The organism is Methylobacterium crusticola (assembly GCF_003574465.1).
In the GTDB taxonomy this organism is placed as follows: domain Bacteria; phylum Pseudomonadota; class Alphaproteobacteria; order Rhizobiales; family Beijerinckiaceae; genus Methylobacterium; species Methylobacterium crusticola.
The window spans coordinates 15003-38758 of sequence record NZ_QOWC01000064.1 but is presented as its reverse complement, the minus strand read 5'-3'; the positions used below and the strand labels follow the sequence as shown (position 1 = coordinate 38758).

At 73.9% G+C, this 23756-nt stretch carries 22 protein-coding genes; 14 read left to right on the top strand and 8 right to left on the bottom strand.

All coding sequences use genetic code 11. The annotated features are described in order from the left end of the window. Positions 1 to 4: 4 nt before the first annotated feature. Positions 5 to 1201, bottom strand: a complete 1197-nt coding sequence (nhaA, locus tag DT057_RS19755; RefSeq protein ID WP_128563815.1) for a Na+/H+ antiporter NhaA — start codon at positions 1199 to 1201, stop codon at positions 5 to 7. 329 nt (positions 1202 to 1530) lie between these two features. Between nhaA and DT057_RS19750 the strand changes: the two genes are divergently transcribed. Together DT057_RS19750 and DT057_RS19745 are read left to right on the top strand one after the other, a co-directional pair. Further along, a complete protein-coding gene (locus tag DT057_RS19750) occupies positions 1531 to 2355 on the top strand; it encodes an IS5 family transposase (RefSeq protein ID WP_128563814.1) in 825 nt (274 codons plus the stop codon). Between the two features lie 22 nt (positions 2356 to 2377). Beyond that, positions 2378 to 2689, top strand: coding sequence for a hypothetical protein (locus DT057_RS19745; protein WP_128563813.1), 312 nt, complete (start codon positions 2378 to 2380; stop codon positions 2687 to 2689). Between the two features lie 24 nt (positions 2690 to 2713). Here DT057_RS19745 and tlpA read toward each other — a convergent pair whose 3' ends face one another. After that, positions 2714 to 3361, bottom strand: a complete 648-nt coding sequence (tlpA, locus tag DT057_RS19740; protein WP_128563812.1) for a thiol:disulfide interchange protein TlpA — start codon at positions 3359 to 3361, stop codon at positions 2714 to 2716. Here tlpA and argH point away from each other — a divergent pair. Both argH and DT057_RS19730 read left to right on the top strand, forming a co-directional pair. Continuing rightward, positions 3360 to 4751 (top strand): argininosuccinate lyase, encoded by a 1392-nt coding sequence (gene argH, locus DT057_RS19735; protein WP_128563811.1) that lies wholly within the window; start codon positions 3360 to 3362, stop codon positions 4749 to 4751. The two genes, tlpA and argH, sit on opposite strands and share 2 nt — an antisense overlap. Before the next feature lie 30 nt (positions 4752 to 4781). Next, positions 4782 to 5564 carry an SDR family oxidoreductase gene (locus tag DT057_RS19730; RefSeq protein ID WP_128563810.1) on the top strand — a complete coding sequence of 261 codons (783 nt, stop codon included), beginning with the start codon at positions 4782 to 4784 and terminating at the stop codon, positions 5562 to 5564. An 85-nt stretch (positions 5565 to 5649) separates the two neighbouring features. Here DT057_RS19730 and rcdA read toward each other — a convergent pair whose 3' ends face one another. Further along, positions 5650 to 6177 (bottom strand): protease adaptor protein RcdA, encoded by a 528-nt coding sequence (gene rcdA, locus DT057_RS19725; protein ID WP_128563809.1) that lies wholly within the window; start codon positions 6175 to 6177, stop codon positions 5650 to 5652. Between the two features lie 386 nt (positions 6178 to 6563). Beyond that, a complete protein-coding gene (locus DT057_RS19720) occupies positions 6564 to 6764 on the bottom strand; it encodes a DUF1192 domain-containing protein (protein ID WP_128563808.1) in 201 nt (66 codons plus the stop codon). A 229-nt stretch (positions 6765 to 6993) separates the two neighbouring features. On the opposite strand from DT057_RS19720, the gene rpmH reads away from it, so the two are divergent. The 9 genes from rpmH (at position 6994) to pgl (ending at position 16925) form a co-directional block, all read left to right on the top strand. Beyond that, a complete protein-coding gene (gene rpmH, locus DT057_RS19715; protein WP_015931829.1) occupies positions 6994 to 7128 on the top strand; it encodes a 50S ribosomal protein L34 in 135 nt (44 codons plus the stop codon). 29 nt (positions 7129 to 7157) lie between these two features. Continuing rightward, entirely contained in the window at positions 7158 to 7652 is a 495-nt protein-coding gene (locus DT057_RS19710; RefSeq protein WP_128563807.1) for a ribonuclease P protein component, read from the top strand. 114 nt (positions 7653 to 7766) lie between these two features. Then, positions 7767 to 9611, top strand: a complete 1845-nt coding sequence (yidC, locus tag DT057_RS19705) for a membrane protein insertase YidC (RefSeq protein ID WP_128563806.1) — start codon at positions 7767 to 7769, stop codon at positions 9609 to 9611. Positions 9612 to 9613: 2 nt separating this feature from the next. Further along, a complete protein-coding gene (yihA, locus tag DT057_RS19700; RefSeq protein ID WP_128563805.1) occupies positions 9614 to 10264 on the top strand; it encodes a ribosome biogenesis GTP-binding protein YihA/YsxC in 651 nt (216 codons plus the stop codon). Continuing rightward, positions 10264 to 10638 carry a DUF423 domain-containing protein gene (locus DT057_RS19695; RefSeq protein ID WP_128563804.1) on the top strand — a complete coding sequence of 125 codons (375 nt, stop codon included), beginning with the start codon at positions 10264 to 10266 and terminating at the stop codon, positions 10636 to 10638. The genes yihA and DT057_RS19695 overlap by 1 nt, the downstream gene beginning before the upstream one ends. Before the next feature lie 95 nt (positions 10639 to 10733). Continuing rightward, positions 10734 to 13562, top strand: coding sequence for a bifunctional transaldolase/phosoglucose isomerase (locus DT057_RS19690; protein WP_128563816.1), 2829 nt, complete (start codon positions 10734 to 10736; stop codon positions 13560 to 13562). Between the two features lie 134 nt (positions 13563 to 13696). Further along, positions 13697 to 14671 carry a phosphogluconate dehydrogenase (NAD(+)-dependent, decarboxylating) gene (gene gnd / locus DT057_RS19685; protein WP_128563803.1) on the top strand — a complete coding sequence of 325 codons (975 nt, stop codon included), beginning with the start codon at positions 13697 to 13699 and terminating at the stop codon, positions 14669 to 14671. After that, positions 14668 to 16203 (top strand): glucose-6-phosphate dehydrogenase, encoded by a 1536-nt coding sequence (gene zwf / locus DT057_RS19680; RefSeq protein ID WP_128563802.1) that lies wholly within the window; start codon positions 14668 to 14670, stop codon positions 16201 to 16203. The genes gnd and zwf overlap by 4 nt, the downstream gene beginning before the upstream one ends. After that, positions 16200 to 16925: a 6-phosphogluconolactonase gene (gene pgl, locus DT057_RS19675; protein WP_128563801.1), complete on the top strand. Its 726-nt coding sequence runs from the start codon at positions 16200 to 16202 to the stop codon at positions 16923 to 16925. Before zwf ends, pgl begins: the two co-directional genes overlap by 4 nt. Before the next feature lie 46 nt (positions 16926 to 16971). On the opposite strand, the gene DT057_RS19670 is transcribed toward pgl, so the two are convergent. From DT057_RS19670 to DT057_RS19655, 4 genes are all read right to left on the bottom strand, one after another. Next, a complete protein-coding gene (locus DT057_RS19670; protein ID WP_128563800.1) occupies positions 16972 to 17394 on the bottom strand; it encodes a VOC family protein in 423 nt (140 codons plus the stop codon). Between the two features lie 158 nt (positions 17395 to 17552). Then, a complete protein-coding gene (locus tag DT057_RS19665; protein WP_128563799.1) occupies positions 17553 to 18638 on the bottom strand; it encodes a 2'-deoxycytidine 5'-triphosphate deaminase in 1086 nt (361 codons plus the stop codon). A 100-nt stretch (positions 18639 to 18738) separates the two neighbouring features. Continuing rightward, the gene (locus DT057_RS19660) at positions 18739 to 19905 is read right to left on the bottom strand and encodes a complex I NDUFA9 subunit family protein (protein WP_128563798.1); all 1167 of its coding nucleotides are present in this window, start codon (positions 19903 to 19905) and stop codon (positions 18739 to 18741) included. 171 nt (positions 19906 to 20076) lie between these two features. After that, on the bottom strand, positions 20077 to 21585 hold the full coding sequence (locus DT057_RS19655; RefSeq protein WP_128563797.1) for an NAD(P)/FAD-dependent oxidoreductase: 1509 nt from the start codon (positions 21583 to 21585) through the stop codon (positions 20077 to 20079). Positions 21586 to 21761: 176 nt separating this feature from the next. Here DT057_RS19655 and DT057_RS19650 point away from each other — a divergent pair, with 176 nt between their 5' ends. Next, a complete protein-coding gene (locus DT057_RS19650; protein WP_128563796.1) occupies positions 21762 to 23708 on the top strand; it encodes a hypothetical protein in 1947 nt (648 codons plus the stop codon). Positions 23709 to 23756: the final 48 nt, after the last annotated feature.

Genomic DNA, 23756 nt, shown 5'->3' with positions numbered 1-23756 from the left:
GCCGTCAGCCCGGGGCCCCGCGGCGGGAGCCCAGCGACAGGACCAGCGCGCCGGCGAGCGTTGAGAGCAGCGAGCCGGCGAGCACGCCGAGCTTCGTCTCGGTGTCGAACTCCGGCTGCCTGGCGAAGGCAAGGCCGCCGATGAACAGGCTCATGGTGAAGCCGATGCCGCAGAGCAGCGACACGCCGTAGATGTGGCGCCAGCCGGCGCCCGCCGGCTTGTGGGCGACGCCCGCCCGCACGGCGAGCCAGATGCCGCCGAGCACCCCGATCTGCTTGCCGACGAACAGCCCCGACGCCACCCCGAGGGTGACGGGGGCGAGGAGCGCGCCGGCCTCGAGCCCGGCCAGCGACACCCCGGCGTTGGCGAAGCCGAACACCGGCAGGATCAGGTAGGCCACCCAGGGCTGGAGCGCGTGCTCGAGGCGGTGCAGGGGCGAGCGGCTGTCGTCGGGCCGGCCCGGGCTCGCCCGGAGCGGGATCGCGAGGGCCAGGAGCACGCCCGCCACCGTGGCGTGGAGGCCCGAGCGCAGCACCAGGAGCCAGAGCGCGGCGCCGAGGATCAGGTAGGGCCCGAGCCGCCGCAGGCCCACCCGGTTGAGGGTGACCAGCATGGCGAGGACGGCCGCGGCGAGGCCGAGCACCGGCCAGGACAGGTCGGCGGTGTAGAACAGCGCGATGATGAGCACCGCGCCGAGATCGTCCAGGATCGCGAGGGCGGTCAGGAACACCTTCAGGGAGACCGGCGCCCGGGACCCGAGCAGGCCCAGGACCCCGAGCGCGAAGGCGATGTCGGTGGCGGCCGGGATGGCCCAGCCGCGCAGGGTCGCGGGCGTGCCGGCGTTGATCGCCACGTAGACGAGGGCCGGCACCGCCATGCCGCCGAGCGCCGCGATGCCCGGCAGGGCGCGGTCGGGCCAGGTGCGCAGGCCCCCGTCCAGGACCTCGCGCTTGATCTCGAGCCCGACGAGCAGGAAGAAGACCGCCATCAGGCCGTCGTTGATCCAGTGCAGCAGGCTCATGGGGCCGATTGCGGCGTGCAGCGCCTGCGCGTAGGCCGGGCCGAGGGGGCCGTTCGCCACGATCAGGGCGAGCACGGCGCTCGCCATGAGGACGAGGCCGCCGCCGGCGCCGCTGACGAGGAGGCTGCGCAGGGCCGAGAGCGGGCGGGGCAGGCGGCGGGGGGAGGGGGTCGTCTGCATGGCGCCCCGCCTGCCAGGAAACCTGTGTGGGATCAACGCGGGACGGCATCGCCAGACTCCGCCGTTCCCGCAGCATGTCCCGATCGGCAGCATTTCGTTTTCGGAAAACAGTTTTGCGCTATCCGAACCTTGACTGTGACAAGTGCGCCGCGGGTGGCGGCGTGTCATGCATCATGAAGCGCAACGCGTGGGCCATGTGCGCCGAGACGCCTGACCATCTCGGCTACACGATGCCCGCGGCGACCGGCGTCGCACAGGAGGCCTGAGTGCCCGTTTGAGAATGGGCATGTCAGTTTGCGGAGTGCGAATTCGGGAACCATCTCCAGGGGATGTGGACAAACCAACACCGTGCGCGCCAGACCACCTTCGAAACGCGGCGGCGCTACCCGAGCGACCTGTCCGATGCCGAATGGCAGCATATCGCGCCCCTGCTGCCCAAACCCGCCACACGCGGACGCATACCCAAGGTGGACTTGCGCGAGATCCTCAACGCCCTGCGCTACCTCGCCCGCGCCGGCTGCTCCTGGCGCATGCTGCCGACCCACTTCGGCCCGTGGCAGACGGTCTACTGGTGGTTCCGCCGCTTCGTCCGCCGCCTGCTGTTCCGAACGCTGCACGACGTCGCCCTGATGCTGGATCGCGAGCGGGTCGGACGCGAAGCAAGCCCGTCAGCCGGCGTGATCGACAGTCAAAGCGTGAAGGCGCCCGGCGCTCCCCACGGAGGAGGCTATGACGCCGGCAAGCGCATCAAGGGTCGCAAGCGCCACGTCGCGGTGGATACGGACGGGCGCCTACTGATGGTGCATCTCACGACCGCCGACGTGCAGGATGCGGCGGGCGCCGAGGCGATCATCACGGCCATCCGTCGCCGCTGGCCCTGGCTCAAGCACCTGTTCGCTGATGGCGCCTACGACCGCGGTCACCTGATGAGCGCGGCGGCCTATCGCGACTTCGTGCCGGAGATCGTGCGCAAGCTTGAGGGCCAGCAAGGGTTTCATGTGCTTCCACGGCGTTGGGTGGTCGAGCGGTCCCTGGGCTGGATGATGCGCTGGCGGCGGCTGGTGCGCGACTACGAGGAGCGCTGTGATGTGTCAGAGGCCATGATCTACCTGGCCATGGGAAGCCTGCTCATCCAACGCATCTGCCACCCATAGCCATTCTCAAACGGGCACTGAGATGGAACAGGTCATGATCCTCGACCCTGCCGAGGCGGATGCCAGCACGTGGTTGGCTCTGCGGCAGGCGCATAGGACCCAGGAATTCTCCGACCACGTCTTCGTCGTGGAAGGCGACAAGCCGGCAATCGATGGCCTGGGTGCGCTGCCCGGCATCAAGACGCCGGCACAGCTCGATCCGGCGGAGACCGCACGTCTCTCGCCGACCGAGAAACTGTCGATCCGCGCCTGGAGCGAGCGGAAACGAGCGCCCGAGAAGGTCCGCCCGGGAGACGGCTTGAGCTGGGGCCACGAGAGCTGCCAGGCCCCCTGATCCGAGCCACGCCTGCCGGGCGGCTCACCCCCGCCCGAGCGCCGCCCGCACCAGCGCCAGCGCGTCCTCGCTCGCCCACTCGGCCGGGCCCTTCATCACCCCGATCCCGCAGCCGGCCGGGTCGATCAGGAAGGTGGTGGGCAGGCCGACGACCTCGCCGCCCTGCTGCAGCACCGGCAGCGCCCGCCCGGCCGGGTCGGCATAGTACGCCAGGCGGGTGATCCCGTTCTCCTTCATCCAGAGCGGCGGCCGGTCGGGGTTGCGGGTGTCGAGGTTGAGCGCCACCACCTCGAAATCCTTGTCCCCCAGCGCCCCCTGCAGCCGGTCGAGGGCCGGCATCTCCGCCTTGCACGGCGCGCACCAGGTCGCCCACAGGTTCAGGAGCACCGTGCGGCCCTTGAGGTCGGCGAGCGTGCGCGGCTGCCCGTCCGGCCCGGTGAAGGCGATGGCCGGCGCCGGCTTGGGGTCGGAGACGACCTGGAGCGCCGCCACCTCGCCGCGGGCGAGCGGGGCCACGCGCCGGGCGGTCGCGGAGGCGAGCGGGCAGGCGGCGCTGGCGCCGCCGCCGGCCGTCCCGTATAGGGCGGCCCCGAGGGCGAGCGCCGCCGCGAGGAGGCCGCCCCCGACGGCGAGGCGGGTGGTCGTCGGGGACCTGACACGAGGTGTGGACATGAGCAACCGGATGTGGGGCGGGCGCTTCGCGAGCGGCCCCGCCGAGATCATGGAGGAGATCAACGCCTCCATCGGCTTCGACAAGCGCCTCGCCCCCCAGGACATCCGGGGCTCGCTCGCCCACGTCGCCATGCTGGGGAGTGCCGGCATCCTGCCGGCCGAGGATGTGGCCGCAATCGAGGCCGGGCTCAAGACGGTCCAGGCCGAAATCGAGGCCGGCACCTTCACGTTCGCGCGCGAGCTGGAGGACATCCACATGAGCGTGGAGAGCCGGCTGCGGGAGATCGTCGGCCCGGCCGCCGGGCGGCTCCACACCGCCCGCTCCCGCAACGACCAGGTCGCCACCGACATGCGGCTCTGGGTGCGCGACACCCTCGACCAGCTCGACGCCCAGGCGGCCGAGCTCCAGCGGGCGCTCGCCGAGACGGCGCTCGCGCAGGCCGGCACGGTGATGCCGGGCTTCACCCACCTGCAATCGGCCCAGCCCGTGACGTTCGGCCACCACCTGCTCGCCTACGTGGAGATGCTGGGCCGCGACCGCGGCCGGTTCCGCGACGCGCGGGCGCGCCTCAACGAGTGCCCGCTCGGGGCCGCGGCCCTCGCCGGCACCTCGTTCCCGATCGACCGCCACGCCACCGCCACGGCCCTCGGCTTCGACCGGCCGACCGCGAACTCCCTCGATTCCGTCGCCGACCGCGACTTCGCCCTCGAGGCCCTCTCGGCCGCCGCCATCGCGGCCGTGCACCTGTCGCGCTTCGCCGAGGAGATCGTGGTCTGGACCTCGGCGCAGTTCGGCTTCGTCAAGCTCTCCGACCGGTTCACCACCGGCTCCTCGATCATGCCGCAGAAGCGCAACCCCGACGCCGCCGAGCTGGTGCGGGCGAAGTCCGGCCGGGTCATCGGCGCTCTCTCCGGGCTCCTGATCGTCATGAAGGGCCTGCCGCTCGCCTACTCGAAGGACATGCAGGAGGACAAGGAGGGCACCTTCGACGCGCTCCAGACCCTCTCGCTCTGCCTCGCCGCCATGGCCGGCATGGTGCGGGACCTCCAGCCGGTGCCGGAGGTGCTGAGGGCCGCGGCGGGCTCGGGCTACGCCACCGCGACCGACCTCGCCGACTGGCTGGTGCGCGAGCTCGGCCTGGCCTTCCGGGACGCCCACCACGTCACCGGGCGCCTCGTCGGCCTCGCGGCCGCCCGGGGCGTCGGCCTCGAGGCGCTGCCCCTCGACGCGATGCGGGCCGAGGAGCCGCGCATCACGGCCGCCGTCTACGACGTGCTCGGCGTCGAGAACTCGGTGTCGAGTCGCACCAGCTACGGCGGCACGGCGCCCGCCAACGTGCGGGCCCAGGCCGAGCGCTGGCTCCAGAGGCTCGCCGGCACGGCGGCCTGAACTCGCGAAGACCACAGAGGAGGAAACCCCATGGATCTCGGCCTCAAGGGCAAGCGCGCCCTCGTCCTGTCGTCCAGCCGCGGCCTCGGCCGCGGCATCGCCGAGGCCCTCGCGGCCGAGGGCGCGGACGTGATGCTCACCGCCCGCACCCGCGAGCGCCTCGACGAGGCCGTGGCGGCGATCAACGCCCGCGGCGCCGGCCGCGCCCACGCCTTCGCGGGCAGCCTGACGGACAACGTCGAGGCGATCCACGCCGCCGCGGCGGAGCACCTCGGGGGCGTCGACATCCTGGTGGCGAACACCGGCGGGCCTCCGGCCGGCACCGCGCTCACGGTGGCGCCCGAGGCCTGGGGGCCGCAATTCGACGCCATGGTGGTGCCGGTCTTCCGCCTCGCCGGGCTGGTGCTGCCGGGCATGCGCCAGGCCGGGTTCGGGCGCATCGTGGTCGTGGCCTCGAGCGGCGTCGAGCAGCCGATCCCGAACCTCGTGATGTCGAACGCGCTGCGCGCCTCGATCGCCGGCTGGGCCAAGACCCTCTCGGCCGAGGTCGCGGCCGAGGGCGTCACCGTCAACATGATTCTGCCGGGCCGCATCGAGACCGACCGCACGGGCGAGCTCGACGCCGCCAACGCCAAGGCGCAGGGCCGGAGCCCGGCCGAGATCGCCGAGGCCGCCCGCGCGGCGATCCCGGCCAAGCGCTACGGGCGGGTCCAGGAATTCGCGGACGTCGCCTGCTTCCTCGCCTCGGAGCGGGCCTCCTACGTCACCGGGAGCATGATCCGGGTCGACGGCGGGGCGCCGCGGTCGATCTGACCGCCGCGGCCGATCCGGCCGCCGCGACGGCGGGCTCCGTCCCCGCCCCGGCGAGGGGCGGGGACCCGCGGTCCCGGCGCCCGCGTCAGGCCCGGAAGGCGGAGCGCAGCATGTCGTGCTGGGCGAAGACCGGGCTCACGCGCGGCTCGGGCGTCGGGCGGTCGTCGGAGATCAGGCGGTCGAGGTGCAGGATGCGGTCGTGCAGGCGCTTCGACTGCCCGACCAGCGCCTGGAGCGACAGGGGCAGCTCGGCGATGAGCCGCGGGTCGCTCTCGCCCGCCTCGGCGTTGGACAGGCGCACCCGGGTCTTCTCCTGGGCGGCCTCGCTCAGGGTCAGCTCGCCCTCCGACACGGCCCGCTGGACCAGGAGCCAGGAGGCGATCTGCATCAGGCGGGTCGTCAGGCGCATGCTCTCGCTCGCGTAGGACAGGGCCGCGTGCCGGGCGAGCAGGCGCGACTCGTCGCGGCCGGGCCCGTCGAGATAGGCGGCCGTGTCCTCGACCAGGGCCATGCCCTCGCGGAACAGGGCCTTGAACCCGTCCGAGGCCACGAACGTCTCGCCGAACCGCACCGTCGCCTGCACGTCCCGAAACATCACGTCCATCCCGCCCATGACCCCTCCTGTGCCGCCGTGGCCCGCGCCCGTCCCGCCATGGGACGGCCGCGTCGCTCTCCCGTGCTTCGGCGCAACGATAGCGCCAGGGCGGCCCGTCCGCGCCGGAAAGGAAACGTTAACCTTAACGAGAACGCCGGGCGGGCCCGCAGGCTCCCGCGGCCGGGCGGCGGCACGGGGAAAAAAGAAAGCCGCCCCGAAGGGCGGCTGGATTAAGTCGTACAGGGAGGCATCAAACAGAGTGGACAGAGACCACTCGACATCCAGGAAGCTGGACGGCTTTCGTTATCGGCCAGAAAGCTTAAAAATTGGTTAACGAGGCCTCGGGGCGAGTCGGAAAGACGAGGTCGCGCAGGGTCCTGGCAGAACGGCCGCGCTTGAGCCCGTTAGATCTTGAAGACCGCGTGGGCCGCGTCCTGGGAGGCCTGCTTGTCGCGCCGGGCGGCCTCCAGCCGGGCGATCTCCCGGCGCAGGAGGTCGACGCGCTCGTCGAGATCGGCGAGGGAGAGGGCCGCGAGGTCCTGCCCGATCACGTGACCGGCCGCCTGGCCTTGCGGCCGCGGCCGGCTCTCGGCGTCGTCGAACATCGGCTCACCTCCGTGGGGCCGGGGCGCCGGCGCGCGCTCCCGCGCGGTTCCTTAACGCGATTGACTCAAAGAGGCCATTCCGCCATACACCGGCCCGACGCGACAGCGCCCCGCACGGGCGCGGTTCGCCATTCGTCAAACGACAATCTGGACCCACGAGGGCCTCGGCTCCGCACATGGCTGTAGAGCCCAGGCGGCGAGGCCGGCCCCGGCCTTCGGAGAACGCGCCGTGAAGAGAACCTACCAACCGTCCAAGCTCGTGCGCAAGCGCCGCCACGGCTTCCGCGCCCGCATGGCCACGGTCGGCGGCCGCCGGGTGATCGCGGCCCGCCGCGCCCGCGGCCGCAAGCGCCTGTCGGCGTAAGCGACCGGCGCGGGACCCGAGGCGCCGCGATGGACGGCGCGGAACCGCCGCTCGGCCGGATCACCCGGCGTCCCGACTACCTGGCGGCGGCCGCGGGCCGCCGTTTCCACACCGGGCGCCTGACGGCGCAGGGCCGCCTCCGCGACGCGGGCCCGCCCGGCGGCCTGCGGGTGGGCTTCACCGTGACGAAGCGGGTCGGGCACGCCACCGAGCGCAACCGCATCCGCCGCCGCCTCAAGGTGGCGGCGCAGGCGGCCGGCGCCGGGCATCGGGCCTGTCCGGCCGACGTCGTGCTGATCGGCCGCCGCGACGCCCTCGGGGCGCCCTTCGCGCAACTCGTCGAGGACATCCGGCGGGCGCTCGGCGTGGTCACGAAGCCGAAGGCGGCGCGGTCCGCCCCGCCCCCGCGCAAGGACGCGGCGCCCCGCGGGGGCGCGGCGCCCCAGGGTGGCACGGAGCCCGACGGGGGCGCGGCGCCCCAGGGTGGCGCGGCGGAGCCCCGCGCGCCCGCATCGAGAAATTGAGGCGATCCCGGGTGGCCGGAATCGCCTCGTCGTGTTGGTCGCAGGGCCGGACGGTGGGCCGCCATCCCCGTCAGCCGGCCCCGCTCTTTTGGCGGCAGGCGTCGCGGGTCCCCCATGGGTAACGACAAGACGAACATGATCATCGCCATCGCGTTGTCGCTGGCGGTGCTGCTCGGCTGGAACTACTTCGTCAGCGCGCCGCAGGTCGAGCGGCAGCGCCAGCAGCAGGCGCAGTCGACGCCGGCGCCGAGCCCGCGGGAGGGCGGGCCCTCGGCCCCGCTGCCCAGCACCCTCCCGGGCGCGCCCGGCGGCAGCCCGCTCGCCGCGGCCACCCGCGAGGAGGCGCTGGCGCGCTCGCCGCGGGTGCGCATCGACACGCCGGCCCTCGCGGGCTCCGTCGCCCTCAAGGGCGGCCGCATCGACGACGTCTCGCTGAAGAACTACCACGAGACCGTGGACGACCAGAGCCCGCGCATCGTGCTGCTCTCGCCCGCCGGCTCGGCGAACCCGTACTACGCCGAGTTCGGCTGGGTCGGGAAGGAGGCCGGGGCCCTGCCGGGCGGCGACACCGTCTGGACCGCCGACGGCGACGTCCTCACCCCGGCCAGGCCCCTGACGCTGACCTGGGACAACGGCGCCGGCCTCGTCTTCCGCCGCACCCTCGCGGTCGACGACAAGTTCATGTTCACGGTCGCGGACGCGGTCGAGAACCGGGGCGGGAGCCCCGTCACGCTCTACCCCTACGGCCTCGTCTCGCGCTGGGGCAAGCCGCACACCCAGGGCTACTACGTGCTCCACGAGGGCCTGATCGGCGTGCTCGGCGACCAGGGCCTGCAGGAATTCACCTACGACAAGCTCGGCAAGGAAAACCCGCTCGGCGCGCCCGGCACCCGGGGCCACTCCTGGGCCGGCGTCACCGGCGGCTTCCTCGGCATCACCGACAAGTACTGGGCCGCCGCCGCAATCCCGGACCAGGGCACGCCCTACACCGGCACCTTCACGGAGCGGGACGAGGGCGCCACCAAGGTCTACCAGGCGAGCAGCCTCGGCGAGCCCCGCAGCCTCGCCCCCGGCGCCACCCTGGAGGCCAGCCAGCGCCTGTTCGCCGGCGCCAAGGAGGTCGGCACCATCGACGGCTACGAGCACACGCTCGGCATCAAGCGGTTCGACCTCCTGATCGACTGGGGCTGGTTCTACTTCATCACCAAGCCGATGTTCAAGGCTCTGGACTTCTTCTACAGGCTGCTTGGCAACTTCGGCGTCTCGATCCTGGTGGTGACGCTGATCCTGAAGCTGTTCTTCCTGCCGATCGCCAACCGCTCCTACGTCTCGATGGCCAAGATGAAGGCCGTCCAGCCCGAGATGACCTCGATCCGGGAGCGCTACGGCGACGACAAGGTCAAGCAGCAGCAGGCCATGATGGAGCTCTACAAGAAGGAGAAGATCAATCCGGTCGCGGGCTGCTGGCCCGTGCTGGTGCAGATCCCGGTCTTCTTCGCGCTCTACAAAGTGCTGTTCGTCACCATCGAGATGCGGCACGCGCCGTTCTTCGGCTGGATCCGCGACCTCGCGGCGCCGGACCCGACCTCGGTGTTCAACCTGTTCGGCCTCCTGCCCTTCGTGCCCCCGGACTTCCTCCATCTCGGCATCTGGCCGCTCATCATGGGCGTGACGATGTTCGTGCAGATGAAGATGAACCCGGCGCCCCCGGACCCGGTCCAGGCGCAGGTCTTCACCTTCATGCCGATCATCTTCACCTTCATGCTCGGCTCGTTCCCGGCCGGCCTCGTGATCTACTGGGCCTGGAACAACACCCTGTCGGTGATCCAGCAATACGTGATCATGCGGCGCAACGGGGTGAAGGTGGAGCTGTGGGACAACCTGCGCGGCACGTTCTCCCGGCGCGCGGCGGCCAAGACGGCCGACAAGACGCCCGCCAAGACCGCGGCCAAGGGCTGACGATGGCCCGGGACGCCGACGAGGAGGCCGCCCTCGCGGAGGCCGGGCGCCTGCTGTTCGCGGGGGCGGCGGACTTCTTCCACGCCGCCGATAAGCTCGCGGTCCTGCCGCCCATGCGGGGCCACGAGATCGCGTTCGCGGGCCGCTCCAACGTCGGCAAGTCGAGCCTCATCAACGCGCTCACCGGGCGCAACGCCCTCGCCCGCACCTCGCACACGCCGGGGCGCACCCAGCAGCTCAACTTCTTCGACATAGCGGGCAGGCTCACCCTGGTCGACATGCCGGGCTACGGCTACGCCGCGGTCGAGAAGGCCAAGGTCGCGGCCTGGACGGCGCTGATCCACGACTACCTGCGGGGCCGCGCCAACCTCGCCCGGGTCTACGTCCTGGTCGATTCCCGGCACGGGCTGAAGCCGAACGACGCCGCGGTGCTGGACGAGCTCGACAAGGCCGCGGTGTCCTACCAGATCGTCCTGACGAAGGCCGATGCGCTGAAGCAGGCCGAGATCCAGGCCCGGCTCGACGCCACCGCGGCGGCGATCGCCCGCCGGCCGGCCGCCTTCCCGGAGATCGTCCTCACCTCCAGCCGCACCGACGACGGCATCCAGGACCTGCGGGCGAGCATCGCCCGCCTGCTCGCCGAGCGCGGCTGATGGCGGACCCCGCGGACCGCGCCCTCGTGGTGCTGGCGGCGCTCGCGGGCGTGCTCGGCGTCGCCCTCGCGGCGGCGGCGGCCCACCTCGACAACGCCCCGAGTCTCCTCACGGCGGCGCAGTTCCTGCTCTTCCACGCCCCGGCCCTCCTGGGCCTCGCCGCCCTGGCGGCGGGCGCGCGCACGCATCCCGCCGTCACCCGCGGCGCCGCCTTCGCGCTCGCCCTCGGCCTCGCCCTGTTCTCGGGCGACCTCGCGCTCCGGGCGCTCGCCCAGCGCCCCCTGTTCCCCATGGCGGCGCCGGCCGGCGGCCTCCTGCTGATGCTCGGCTGGGCGCTCACCGCCGTCGCGGCGGTCTGGCCCGTCCGGCGCTGAGGCCCGGCCATTTCCTGACCCCGCCCGGCGCGTTCCCCCTGGACAGCGGCCCGGGCAAGGCCACATCTCCGGCGGATCACGTGGAGATGACCGGCATGAACCCGCTCAAGGCGCTGCACGCGGAACAGGACCAGGCCGTCTGGCTCGACTTCGTCGCCCGCGGCTTCGTGGCCGACGGACAGCTGAAGCGGCTCGTGGACGAGGACGGCCTGCGCGGGGTCACCTCCAACCCGGCGATCTTCGAGAAGGCCATCGGGCATTCCGACGAGTACGACGCGGCGCTGAAGCGGGCGGGCGACGAGCGGGTCATCGACCTCTACGAGGGGCTCGCCGTCGCGGACATCCAGGCCGCCGCCGACGTGCTCCGGCCGGTCTACGACGCGAGCGGCGGCCAGGACGGCTTCGTCAGCCTGGAGGTCTCCCCCTACCTCGCCCTCGACACCGCCGAGACCCTGGCGGAGGCCCGCCGCCTCTGGTCGTCGGTCAAGCGCGACAACCTGATGGTCAAGGTGCCGGCGACGCCCGATGGGCTGCCGGCCATCCGCGACCTCACCGCCGACGGCATCAACGTCAACATCACGCTGCTGTTCGCCCAGGACACCTACGCGGCCGTCGCCGAGGCCTACATCGAGGGCCTGGAGCGCCTGGCCCGGAAGGGCGGCCCGGTCGGCCGCGTCGCCAGCGTCGCGAGCTTCTTCGTCAGCCGCATCGACGCGGCCGTGGACACGCTCCTCGACGCCAGGATCGCGCAGGCCAACGACCCGGACGAGAAGGCGGCGCTGGAGGGCCTCAAGGGCAAGGTCGCGGTCGCCAACGCCAAGCTCGCCTACCAGCGCTACAAGCGCCTGTTCGCCGGCCCGCGCTGGGAGCGCCTGGCCGCCGAGGGCGCGCATCCCCAGCGCCTGCTCTGGGCCTCCACCGGCACCAAGAACAAGGCCTATTCCGACGTGCTCTACGTCGAGGAGCTGATCGGCCCGAACACCGTCAACACCATCCCGCCCGCCACCATGGACGCGTTCCGGGACCACGGCCGGGTGCGGGCGAGCCTGGAGGAGGACCTCGGCGAGGCCGAGCGGGTCCTCGCCCACTTGGCGCGGGCCGGCATCGACCTCGACGCGGTGGCGCGGGACCTCGTGCGCGAGGGCGTGCAGCTCTTCGTCGACGCCGCCGACAAGGTGCTGGGCGCGGTCGCGGGCAAGCGGGAGACGTTCCTGGGACAGGGGCTCGACGGCCAGGCCCTCGCCCTCGGCGGCCTCGAGGAGCCGCTCAAGCAGGCCGTGGAGCACTGGCGCGCCGGCGGCCTCGTGCGCCGGCTCTGGAAGCGCGACACGGGCGTGTGGAGCGGCGCCGACGAGGACCGCTGGCTCGGCTGGCTCACCATCGTGGAGGACGAGGCCGCCCGGGCGGCGGACTACGCGGCCTTCGCGGCGGAGATCAGGGCCGAGGGCCTCACCGACGCGGTGGTGCTCGGCATGGGCGGCTCCAGCCTCGGGCCGGAGGTGCTGGCCGAGACCTACGGGCCGCAGCCCGGCTTCCCGCGCCTGCGCATCCTCGACTCGACCGACCCGGCCGAGGTCCGGGCCGTCGAGGCGGCGGTGGACCTGCGGCGCACCCTGTTCATCGTCGCCTCGAAGTCCGGCTCCACCCTCGAGCCCAACGTGTTCCGCGACTACTTCCTGGCCCGGGCGCGCGAGGTGCTCGGGGAGGGGGCCGGGCGCCACTTCGTCGCCGTGACCGATCCGGGCTCGGCCATGGAGAAGGCCGCCCTGGCCGACGGCTTCCGGCGCATCTTCCACGGCGTGCCGCAGATCGGCGGGCGCTACTCGGTGCTCTCGGCCTTCGGGCTGGTGCCGGCCGCCGCCATGGGCCTCGACGTGGCGGCCTTCCTGGCGAGCGCCCGCGCCATGGTGCGCTCCTGCGGCCCCGACGTGCCGCCCGACCTCAACCCCGGCGTGACGCTCGGCCTCGCGCTCGGCGTCGCGGCGCGGGACCAGGGCCGCGACAAGGTCACGCTCGTCGCCTCGCCGGGCATCGCGGCCTTCGGGGCCTGGGCCGAGCAGCTCATCGCCGAGTCGACCGGCAAGGAGGGCCGGGGCCTGATCCCGATCGACGGCGAGCCCCTGGGGGCGCCGGACGTCTACGGCCGGGACCGCTTCTTCGTCTACCTGCGCCTCGACGAGGGGGCGGACGCGGCAGAGGACGCCGCCGTGAAGGCCCTGGAGGAGGCCGGCCACCCGGTCGCCCGGATCGCCGTCGCCACCAGGCAGGGCCTGCCCCAGGAGTTCTTCCGCTTCGAGATCGCCACCGCGGTGGTGGGCGCCGTCCTCGGCATCAACCCGTTCGACCAGCCCGACGTCGAGGCGAGCAAGATCAAGACCCGGGAGCTGACCGAGGCGGCGGAGCGGGACGGCGCCCTGCCGGCCGAGACGCCCGTGGCGCAGGATGCCGGGCTCGCCCTCTTCACCGACCCGCAGAACGCGGACGCCCTGCGCCGGGCCGGCGCCGGGAGCGACCCGGAGAGCTGGATCCGGGCGCATCTCGGCCGCATCGGTCCCGGCGACTACGTGGCGCTCCTCGCCTACGTGGCCCGCAACGCGGACCACCTCGCGCCGCTCCAGGCCGCCCGCCTCGCCCTGCGCGACGGCCGGCGCGTCGCGACCTGCGTCGAGTTCGGGCCGCGCTTCCTGCACTCGACCGGGCAGGCCTACAAGGGCGGCCCGGACAGCGGCGTCTTCCTGCAGATCACCGCCGACGCCCCCGACCTCGCCATCCCGGGGCGCGCGCTCGGCTTCGGCACCGTGATCGCCGCGCAGGCGCGGGGCGATTTCGGCGTCCTGTCCGAGCGCGGCCGCCGGGCCCTGCGCGTGCACATCCGGGGCGACGTGGCGCAAGGGCTCGACCGGCTCCGCCAAGCTCTTACTTAAGGACCGCGATGCCGGCGGCCGCCTCGCCCGCGCGCTGCCGGGCGCGGCCGCCGGCTCGGCACGATCGTGGCTTCGCGGGGCCGTGAGCCTGGCGGGGCCGTGCCCCTCGAGGGCGGCCGGTGAGGAGTGACGCGATGCAACTCGGCATGGTGGGTCTCGGGCGGATGGGTGGCAACATCGTGCGGCGGCTGCTGCGCGAGGGGCACTCCGCGGTGGTGTTCGACCGCGACCCGGCGGCGGTGGCCGCCCTCGTCGCGGCGGGGGCGGCGGGCGCCGCGAGCCTCGAGGACTTCGTCGCCCGCCTCGACGTGCCCCGGGCCGCCTGGGTGATGCTCCCGGCGGGCGACCCGACGGAGGCGACGGTGACCGAGCTCGCGGGCCTGATGCAGGCCGGCGACGTCGTCATCGACGGCGGCAACTCCTTCTACAAGGACGACATCCGCCGGGCCGCCGTGCTGAACGAGCGCGGCCTGCACTACGTCGACGTCGGCACCTCCGGCGGCGTCTGGGGCCTGGAGCGGGGCTACTGCATGATGATCGGCGGCCACAAGGAGGCCGTCGACCGGCTCGACCCGATCTTCGCGGCCCTCGCGCCGGGCCTCGGCGACGTGCCGCGCACGCCCGGCCGCGAGGGGCGCGACCCGCGGGCCGAGCGCGGCTACATCCACGCGGGCCCGAGCGGCGCCGGCCACTTCGTCAAGATGATCCACAACGGCATCGAGTACGGCCTGATGCAGGCCTACGCCGAGGGCTTCGAGATCCTCCGGCACGCCGGCGCGCAGGAACTGCCCGAGGCGCAGCGCTTCGACCTCAACCTCGGCGACATTGCGGAGGTCTGGCGCCGGGGCAGCGTGGTGTCGTCCTGGCTCCTCGACCTCACGGCGAGCGCGCTCGCGGGCGACGAGGACCTCGACGCGTTCTCGGGCCACGTCGCCGATTCGGGCGAGGGGCGCTGGACCCTGAACGCGGCGATCGAGGAGGCGGTGCCGGCCCACGTGCTCTCGGCCGCGCTCTATGCCCGCTTCCGCTCGCGCCAGGGCGCCACCTACGCCGACAAGCTGCTCTCGGCGATGCGCAAGGGCTTCGGCGGACACCAGGAGCCGAAATGAGCCAGCATCCCATCGCCGACGGCGCCGCGCCGCCCCCGGACTGCACCCTGGTGATCTTCGGGGCGACCGGCGACCTCACGCACCGGCTCCTGATGCCGGCCCTCTACAACCTCGGCCGCTGGGGCCTGCTGCCGGAGAGGTTCTCCATCATCGGCATCAGCCGCTCCGAGATGTCCTCGGAGGATTTCCGCCGCGAGCTGACCGAGACCGTGCGCGGCTTCATCACCGCCAAGGGCGGCGAGGCCGGGGGCGGGGGCTTCGACCAGGCGACCTGGGACGGCCTCGTCGGCCGCGTCCGCTACATGGCGGGCGACCTGTCGGACCCCGCGACCTACCAGACCCTGAAGGAGCACATCGCGGAGGATTCGGGCGCGCAGAGCGGCGGCAACGTGCTGTTCTACCTCGCGGTGGCCGCGCCCCTGTTCGGGCCGACCGTGAAGCGGCTCGCCGAGGCCGGACTGATGGCCGAGGGCGAGGACCGCTGGCGCCGGGTGATCATCGAGAAGCCCTTCGGCCACGACGTCGCCTCGGCGCGCGACCTCAACCGCGAGATCCTGACCGTCCTGAGCGAGGCGCAGGTCTTCCGCATCGACCACTTCCTCGGCAAGGAGACGGTGCAGAACATCATGGCGTTCCGGTTCGGCAACGGCCTGTTCGAGCCGCTGTGGAACCGCGACCACATCGACCACGTGCAGATCACCGTGGCGGAGACCGTCGGGGTTGAGGGGCGGGGCAAGTTCTACGAGGCCACCGGGGCCCTGCGCGACATGGTGCCCAACCACCTGTTCCAGCTCTACACCCTGGTGGCGATGGAGCCGCCGATCTCGTTCCAGGCCGAGGCCGTGCGGGACAAGAAGGAGGAGGTGCTGCTCGCCACGCCCTCCGGTCGGCCCGAGGACGCGGTGCGGGGCCAGTACGCCGCCGGGCGCGTGAACGGCGAGCCGGTGCGCGACTACGCCCGCGAGCCCGACGTCTCGCCCGAGACCCGGACCGAGACCTACGTCGCGCTCAAGCTCGGCATCGACAACTGGCGCTGGGCCGGGGTGCCGTTCTACCTGCGCACCGGCAAGGCCATGAGCCGGCGCGACACCGAGATCGCGATCCGCTTCAAGCAGGCGCCGCTGTCGCTGTTCCACGGCACCGGGGTCGACGCCGACGTGCCGAACTGGCTGGTGCTGCAATTGCAGCCCGACGAGGGCATCTCCCTGCAGTTCGGCGCCAAGGTGCCGGGCCCGGCCGTGCGCCTCGGCGCCGTCGACATGCGCTTCTGCTACAAGGACCACTTCCAGATCGAGCCCAGCACCGGCTACGAGACCCTGATCTACGACGCCATGATCGGCGACCCGACGCTGTTCCAGCGCGCCGACATGATCGAGGCCGGCTGGCGCATCGTGCAGCCGATCCTCGATGCGGCGGCCGACGGGACGCTCGGCCCGAGCCCCTACGAGGCCGGCAGCGCCGGCCCGGCGGAGGCCGACGCGCTCCTCTCCCGCGACGGCCGGGCCTGGCGGCCCCTGGGGCGCCCCGCGTGAGCGCCCTGCCTCCCGGGACCGAGGTCCTGGCCGACCCGGACGCGGTCGCCCGGGCGGCGGCCGAGCGGCTGGTCGCGGTCGCCCGGGCGGCCCCCGGCCGGGCCGCGATCTGCCTCTCGGGCGGCTCGACCCCCGGGCGCCTCTACGGGCTGCTCGCCGGGCCGGACTACCGCGACCGGCTGCCGTGGGACCGCCTGCACTGGTTCTTCGGCGACGAGCGCGTGGGCGACGCGCCCGAGGCCGGCAGCAACCTGCGGATGGTGCGGGAGGCCTTCGGGCCCGCCGCGCCGGTGCCCCCGGGCCACCTGCACCCGATCCCGGCCGCGGGCGCGCCCGAGGAGGGCGCGGCGGCCTACGAGTCCGCGCTCCGGGCCTGGTACGGCGCCGACCGGCTCGACCCCGCCCGGCCGCTCTTCGACCTCGTGCTGCTCGGCCTCGGCGAGGACGGCCACACCGCCTCGCTGTTTCCCGGCAAGCCGGCCGTGGACGTCGCCGACCGCTGGGTCGTCGGCGTGCCCGAGGCGGGTCTCGCGCCCTTCGTGCCGCGGGTGAGTCTGACGATCCCGGCGCTCAGTGCGACCCGCCACCTCCTCTTCCTGGTCACGGGCGCGGGCAAGCGCGCGCCCCTCCGGCGCCTCGCCGCCGGCGAGGACCTGCCCGCCGGCCGCGCCCGCGCCGCGGGCGAGGCGGCCTGGCTCCTCGACGCGGCGGCGGCCGGCTGACGCGGGGGCCCGGGCCGCGGGACGCCGGCAGGGGCGCCGCCGAGGGTCAGCCCGCCGGGGCGTTCATCGCCCAGGTGACGCCGAACGGGTCCTTGAGCTGGCCGTAGCGGTCGCCCCAGAACATCACCTGGAGCGGCGTCACCACCGTGGCGCCGGCCTCCACGGCCCGCCCCCACCAGGCGTCGATGTCGTCGACCGGCAGCATCAGGTTGAAGGCCTGGGGCGCCGTCAGCGGGTGGCCGTATTCCGGGTAGGCGTCGCCCAGCATCAGCGAGCCGCCGTTGAGGTGCAGGTGGACGTGCATCGTCCGGCCCTGGTCGTCGACGGGATGGCGCCCGACCTCCACCGCCCCGAAGGCGCGCACGTAGAACTCCGCCGCCCTCGCGGCGCCGTCGACGGTCAGGTACGGCACCACGCCCCCGAGCACCGGCGCGGGTGCGGGCGGGGCGGAATCGGTCGTGGTCGTCATGGGCTCCTCCTCGCGGGTCTCTGGTCCTCGGCCGGCGCCCCGCGGCGCCGACGCAACCGAGGACGCGCGCCGGAGCCGCCGGCCGACAGCCCCGCGCCGACTTATCTCGCGCCGCGGGGCGGCGCGCCCGGCCGACGGCGCCAGTGCGCCGGCCGCCCTCACACGAAGTGCTTGGACAGCTTCAGCCCCTGGGCTTGGTAGTTCGATCCCGCCTCCATCCCGTAGAGGGCGGCCGGGCGCTGGGCCATGCGCTCGTAGACGAGCCGGCCGACGATCTGGCCATCCTCCAGCATGAACGGCACGTCGCGGGAGCGCACCTCCAGCACGGCGCGCGCGCCCGTGCCGCCGGCCGCGGCGTGCCCGAAGCCGGGATCGAAGAAGCCGGCGTAGTGGACCCGGAACTCGCCCACCAGGGGGTCGAACGGCACCATCTCGGCGGCGTAGTCCGGGGGCACCTGGACCGATTCCTTCGAGGCCAGGATGTAGAACTGGCCGGGGTCGAGGATCAGGGTGCCGGAGCCGTCGGTCGTGAGCGGCTCCCAGAAATCCGCCGCCGCGTAGGCGCGCGGCCGGTCGACGTCGACGAGGCCGGTGTGGCGCTTGGCCCGGTAGCCGATCAGCCCGTCGAAGCCCGCGAGGTCCACCGAGACCGCGACGCCGCCCTGGAAGGACGGCTCGGCGGCGCTGACGAGGGGCGTGCCGGCGTGCAGGCGCGCGAGGGCGGCGTCGTCCAGCCGCACGGCGCCGCGGCGGAAGCGCAGCTGCGACAGGCGCGAGCCGGTGCGCACCAGCACCGGGAAGGTGCGCGGCGAGATCTCGGCGAAGAGGGGGCCGGCGTAGCCCGGCTCGACCATGTCGAACTCCCGGGCCTGGTCGGTGATCACCCGGGTGAAGACGTCGATGCGCCCGGTGGAGCTCTTCGGGTTCGCGCTCGCGGCGAGGTCGGGGGGAAGGGCGAGGCCCTCCTGCAACTCCGCGATGTAGACGCAGCCGGTCTCCAGCACGGCGCCCTGGCTCAGGTCGATCTCGTGCAGCTTGAGCGCGGCGAGGCAGGCGGCGACGTCCCGCAGGCGCCCCGGCAGGAAGCTCGCCCGCACCCGGTAGACCCGCCGGCCGAGGCGCAGGTCGAGGCTCGCGGGCTGGACCTGGTCGTCCGCGAACGGCGCGTCGGACCGGATCACCCCCGCGGCGGCGAGGGCCGCGATGCCCTCGGCCGACTGAATCCCATCGAGCAGCTGCACCATGACGCGCCCATCCTCACGCGCCATTGTCCTAGACCCGGGTTTCGGATGCGTGAAGCCGGCGCGGCGATCCCCCGCGGCCGGGGAGGGGAGCCGGCGCGCCTCAGCGCCGCTTGCCCCAGCGCATGCCCGGCGCCGGCCCGGCGCCCGCGGCCTGCTGGCCCACCGCCGGGCCCGAGGCGTCCTGCGGGTGGTGCTGCGAGCCGGCGCCCATGGGCTCCGGCGCCATCAGGTCGGGCGTCGCCGCCATCCCGGGAGTGCCGCGGCCGGTGGCGAACTGGCCGGCCTTGCGGAAGCGCCAGAGGTAGCCCGGCACCACGGCCTCGATGGCGGTCGGCGCGATGCCGAGGCCCTCGATGGTGCGCCCCTCCGCCCGGGCGGCCTCCGAGACCACGTTGTCGCTCTCCAGGAGCGTGACCTGGTCGCGGGTGAGCTTGAGGGTGTCGGGCAGGAGCCCGAGGGTGAGGGTGTCGGCGAACTCCATCGCGCGGGCCTGGACCCGGGCGAGCGGGCCCGGCACCGGCAGCACCACGCGGCGGCGCATCGTGACCGCGAGGGTGTACTCGACCAGCGCCTGGAGCGTCAGGATCTCCGGCCCGCCGAGCTCGTAGACCGTCCCGCCCTTGACCTGGCCCTCGACCGCCCGGGTGACCGCCTCGGCGACGTCGCCGACGAAGATCGGCTGCATCCGGGTCCCGGCACCCGCGAGGGGCAGGACCGGCAGGAGCCGGGCGAGGCTGGCGAAGCGGTTGAAGAAGCTGTCGCCCGGCCCGAACACGATGGAGGGCCGCAGGATCACGGCGTCCGGGCGGGCGTCGCGCACCCGCGCCTCGCCCATCGCCTTGGTGCGGGCGTAGACCGAGCCCGATTCCGCGTCCGCCCCGAGGGCCGAGACGTGCACGACCGGCGCGCCCAAGGCGGCCGCCGCGCGGGCGACCTCGCCGGCGCCCTCCGCCTGCAGCCGGTGGAAGCTCTGCTTGCCGCTCTCCTGCAGGATGCCCACGAGGTTGACCACGATGTCGGCGTGCTCGGCCGCCCGCGTGATCGAGGCGGGGTTGCGCAGGTTCGCCTGCACGGCGACGATCTGGCCCACGCGCCCGAGGGGCTGGAGGAACTGCGCGAGGTCGGGCCGGCGCACCGCGACGCGGATGCGGTAGCCGCGCTTGGCGAGCGCCCGCACCACGTGCCGCCCGAGGAAGCCCGATCCCCCGAACACGGTCACGAGCTGCGAAGCGGGCCGGGTCAGGCCGACGGTGTCGAAGCCGGTCATGGTCGGGGGTCCTTCAGCGGGGTCCTGCCGGCTCCTTAGTCAAACGCCCGAGCCGTGTGAAGCGCTCGCGCTGCCGCGGACGCCGGCGGCAAGGCCGCCGCGCTGTCCTCGCCGGGGCCCCGACGGGGCCGGGGCGGCCGGGCGCGCCCCGCGGGCGGGCGCCGCGTTGCCCTACGCCACCCGGCGGGGCACCTGGCGCTCGCTGCGCAGCGCCTCGCGGGCGCCCGGGAGCCCGGCCTCGGCGTACTCGGCGTCCTCGTTGACGCTCCAGACGTCGTGGCGGCGCTCGCCCGCCAGGATGTTGCGCGCCGTCAGCATGGCGGTCATCATGGCGTGGTCCTGGTTGTTGTACTTGTGCATGCCGTTGCGGCCGACGAGGTGCAGGGTCGGGTAGGAGCCCTCCAGGTCCCGGCGCACCGTCGCGACGTTCTCCCGGTAGGCGTCGTCGTAGACCGGGTAGGCCTTGGGCTGGCGCACCACGCAGGCATCGACCACGTCGGCGGGGTCGATCAGGCCGAGGCGGCCGATCTCGCGGCGGGCGAGCGCGATCAGCTCGGAATCCGGCGCGGCCCACAGCCCGTCGCCCTCGAAGCAGAAATACTCGAGGCCGAGGCAGGTATAGGCCGGGTCGGGCACCATCTCGGGCGACCAGGAGCGGAAGTTCTGCACCCGGCCCACCTTCACCGAGGGGTCGTGGATGTAGATCCAGTTGTCCGGGAACCCCTCTCGCGCCCGCGCGATCAGCGCCACGGTGAGGAAGTCGCGGTAGCGCAGCGCCCGCGCCTGGAAGGTGCTGATCGGCGCCGGCCGGATCGCCGCGACGAGCTCGCGGATCGGCGCCGAGGAGACCACGTTGCGGGCCGTGAAGGTCTCGCGGGTGCCGTCCTGGCGCTTCGCGCTCACGGTCCAGATGCCGCTCGGGGCGTCGTACGACAGGGTGTCGACGCTCCGGCCGAGCAGCACCTCGCCGCCGTTCCGGCGGATCGCCGCCGCGGCGGCGTCCCACATCATGCCGGGACCGCGGCGGGGATAGCGGAAGGACTCGATCAGGGTCTTGATCACCGGCTCGCCGGCCCGGGGCCGGCGCCGGCGCCGGCTCCCGAGGGAGCGCGCGAGGGCGTCGCGGATCGCGGCCCCGAGGTCGAGGCCCTTGATGCGCTGGGCCGCCCAGTCCGCCGAGATCGCGTCGCAGGACATGCCCCACACCTTCTCGGTGTAGGTCTTGAAGAAGATCGCGAACAGGCGCTCCCCGAACTGGTTGCGCACCCAGTCGTGGAAGCTCTTCGGCTCCGCGACCGGCCGGGCCCTGGCCCACAGGTAGGAGGCGACGCAGGCCGCGCTCTCCAGGAGGCCGAGGTTGCGCAGGGCCTCGAAGGCCCTGAGCGGGTAGGCGTAGGTGCGGCCCTTGTAGTAGATCCGCGACAGGCGCGGCCGCTCGATGAAGTCGTTCGGCAGGATCTCGTCCCAGAGGTCGACCACCTCCTGCGCCTTCGAGAAGAAGCGGTGCCCGCCGATGTCGAACAGGAAGCCCTTGTACGAGACGGTGCGGCTGATGCCGCCGACCTGGCCGGGGTCGCGCTCCAGCACGGTCACGGCGCGGCCCTCCCTGGCCAGCATGTAGCCGGCGGTCAGGCCCGCCGGTCCGGCGCCGATGACCAGCGTCTCGGTGTGTTGGCTCATCGGCGGGAGGGCTCCGGGGCGGCGGGTCGCGGGCCGCGGCGTCGTCGGCTCGAGGGACCATACGGGCGCGAAGGTAAAGAAGGGCTGACCACGTTCTCCCGCGCGGGCCCCCCGCTAACCCGAGGGTAAGGTCGCGCGTGCGATGCCGGACGAGCCGCCCCGGAAGACCCGCTCCCATGCTCGCCGCCCCCCTGACCGAGCCCCGGCCGCGCCCGGCCGTCGCCCGCTCGCTGTTCGACTCGAGGATCGTGATCGGGGGCCTCGTCGCGGCGGCCCTGATCGGCCTCTACCCCGTGCGCGACCTCTGGGCGGTGCTGCGCGACCTGCGCCTGCCCGACACCGACGACGCCATGCGCCTCGTGGAGGTGCGCGACTTCGTGGCCGGGCAGCCCTGGTTCGACCTCGTCCAGCACCGGCACCTGCCGCCGGGGGCGCCGCCGATGCACTGGTCGCGCCTCGTCGACGTGCCGGTCGCCGGGCTGATCCGCCTCGCCCGCCCCCTCGTCGGGTCCGCCCGGGCGGAGGGGTTCGCGGCGCTGGCCTGGCCGCTCCTGCTGTTCGTCCTCTACGCCGCGCTGCTCGCCCGCGGCGTGCGGGGCGCCTTCGGCTGGCGGGCCGGGGCGCTCGCGGTGTTCGCGGCGGCCCAGACCCCCCTGCTCGCCTCCCTGTTCGCCCCCGGGCGGATCGACCACCACAACGTCCAGGTCTGCGCGATCCTGGGCCTCGCCCTCTGCCTGATGCGGGCGGCCCCGACCTGGCGCGACGGCGCGCTGGCGGGCGGGCTCGGCGCCCTGTCCCTGGCGGTGGGCCTCGAGGCGCTGCCCTTCGTCGCCGGGGCCGGCCTCATCCTGGCCGGCGCCTGGATCGTCTCCGGGCCGGCGGCCCTGCGCCCCTTCCTGGGCTTCGGGCTGGCGCTCCCGGCCGGGAGCCTCGCGCTCTTCCTCGCGCAGACCGCGCCCGCCCACTGGTCCGCCCCCGCCTGCGACGCCCTCTCGCCGCCCTGGCTCTGGCTCTGCGCCGCCGCCGCGGTCACGACCGCCGCCGCCGCGTGGCTCTCCCGGCGCCAAGCGCAAGCCCGGCGCCAAGCGCAAGCCCGGCGCCAAGCGCAAGCCCGGCGCCAAGCGCTTACCCGGCACGACGCGCAAGCCCGGCACGACGCGCAAGCCCGGCACGACGCGCAAGCCCGGCGCGACGCGCCGAGCGGGTCCGGGGCGCGGCTCGGGCTCGTCCTCGCGGGCGGGCTGGTCGCCGTGGGGGGCTTCCTCCTGCTGTTTCCGGCCTGCGCGGCGGGGCCCTTCGGGGAGATGCCCGAGATCGTGCGCCAGAGCTGGCTCGCGCAGGTGCGCGAGATGCTGCCCCTGTGGCGGAGCCTGCAGCCGTATCCGGGGGAGACGCTCGCGACCTTCATGCCGGTCCTCGCGGCCGCGCTCGCCGCGACCCTCGGGGCCGCGCGGGTGCCGCCGGCGCAGGCCCGGGCCTGCCGGATCGCCGCCGGCTTCCTGTGGGTCGGAGTCCTCATGGGGGTCGCGCAGTTCCGCGGCCTCTACGTGGCGAGCGGCCTCGTGCCCCTCGTGGCGGGGCCCGTCCTCGACCGCCTCCTCGGCGACCTGCGCGCGCCCGGCGCCACCCTCGGCCGGCGGGCGGCCTTCGCGGGCCTCGCGGCCGGCCTGTTCGGCAAGCTCTGGCTCCTCCTCGCCGCCGTGCCGGCCGCGCTGTCGGGGGCGGCCGAGGCGCCGTCGGGCGGCGCCTGGGAGGCCTGCATCGCGCGGCGCGCCGTCGCGGCCCTCGACGCGTTGCCGCCCGGCATCGTCCTGGCCGAGATCGATCTCGGCCCGAGCCTGCTCCTGCACGGCCACCACGCGGTCGTGGCGGCGCCCTACCACCGCGCGAGCGAGGGGCTGGTGGCGGCCCTCGAGGGATTCCGCAGCGAGGCGGACCTGCGCCGGGTGGCCGAGCAGCAGCATGCGGCCTACATCGTGGTCTGCCCGCAGCCGGGGGCGACCGGCGGGGTCACGCCGTTCGCCAGGAAGCTGGCCTGGGGCGAGGTGTCGCCGCAGGGGCTGGAAGCGATCCCCATGAAGGACACGCCGCTCCGGGTCTGGCGCGTCCGGCCGGCGCGATGAGGCGGCTCGGGCGGCTGCTGCTCGCGCTCGGCCTCGGGGTATTGATCG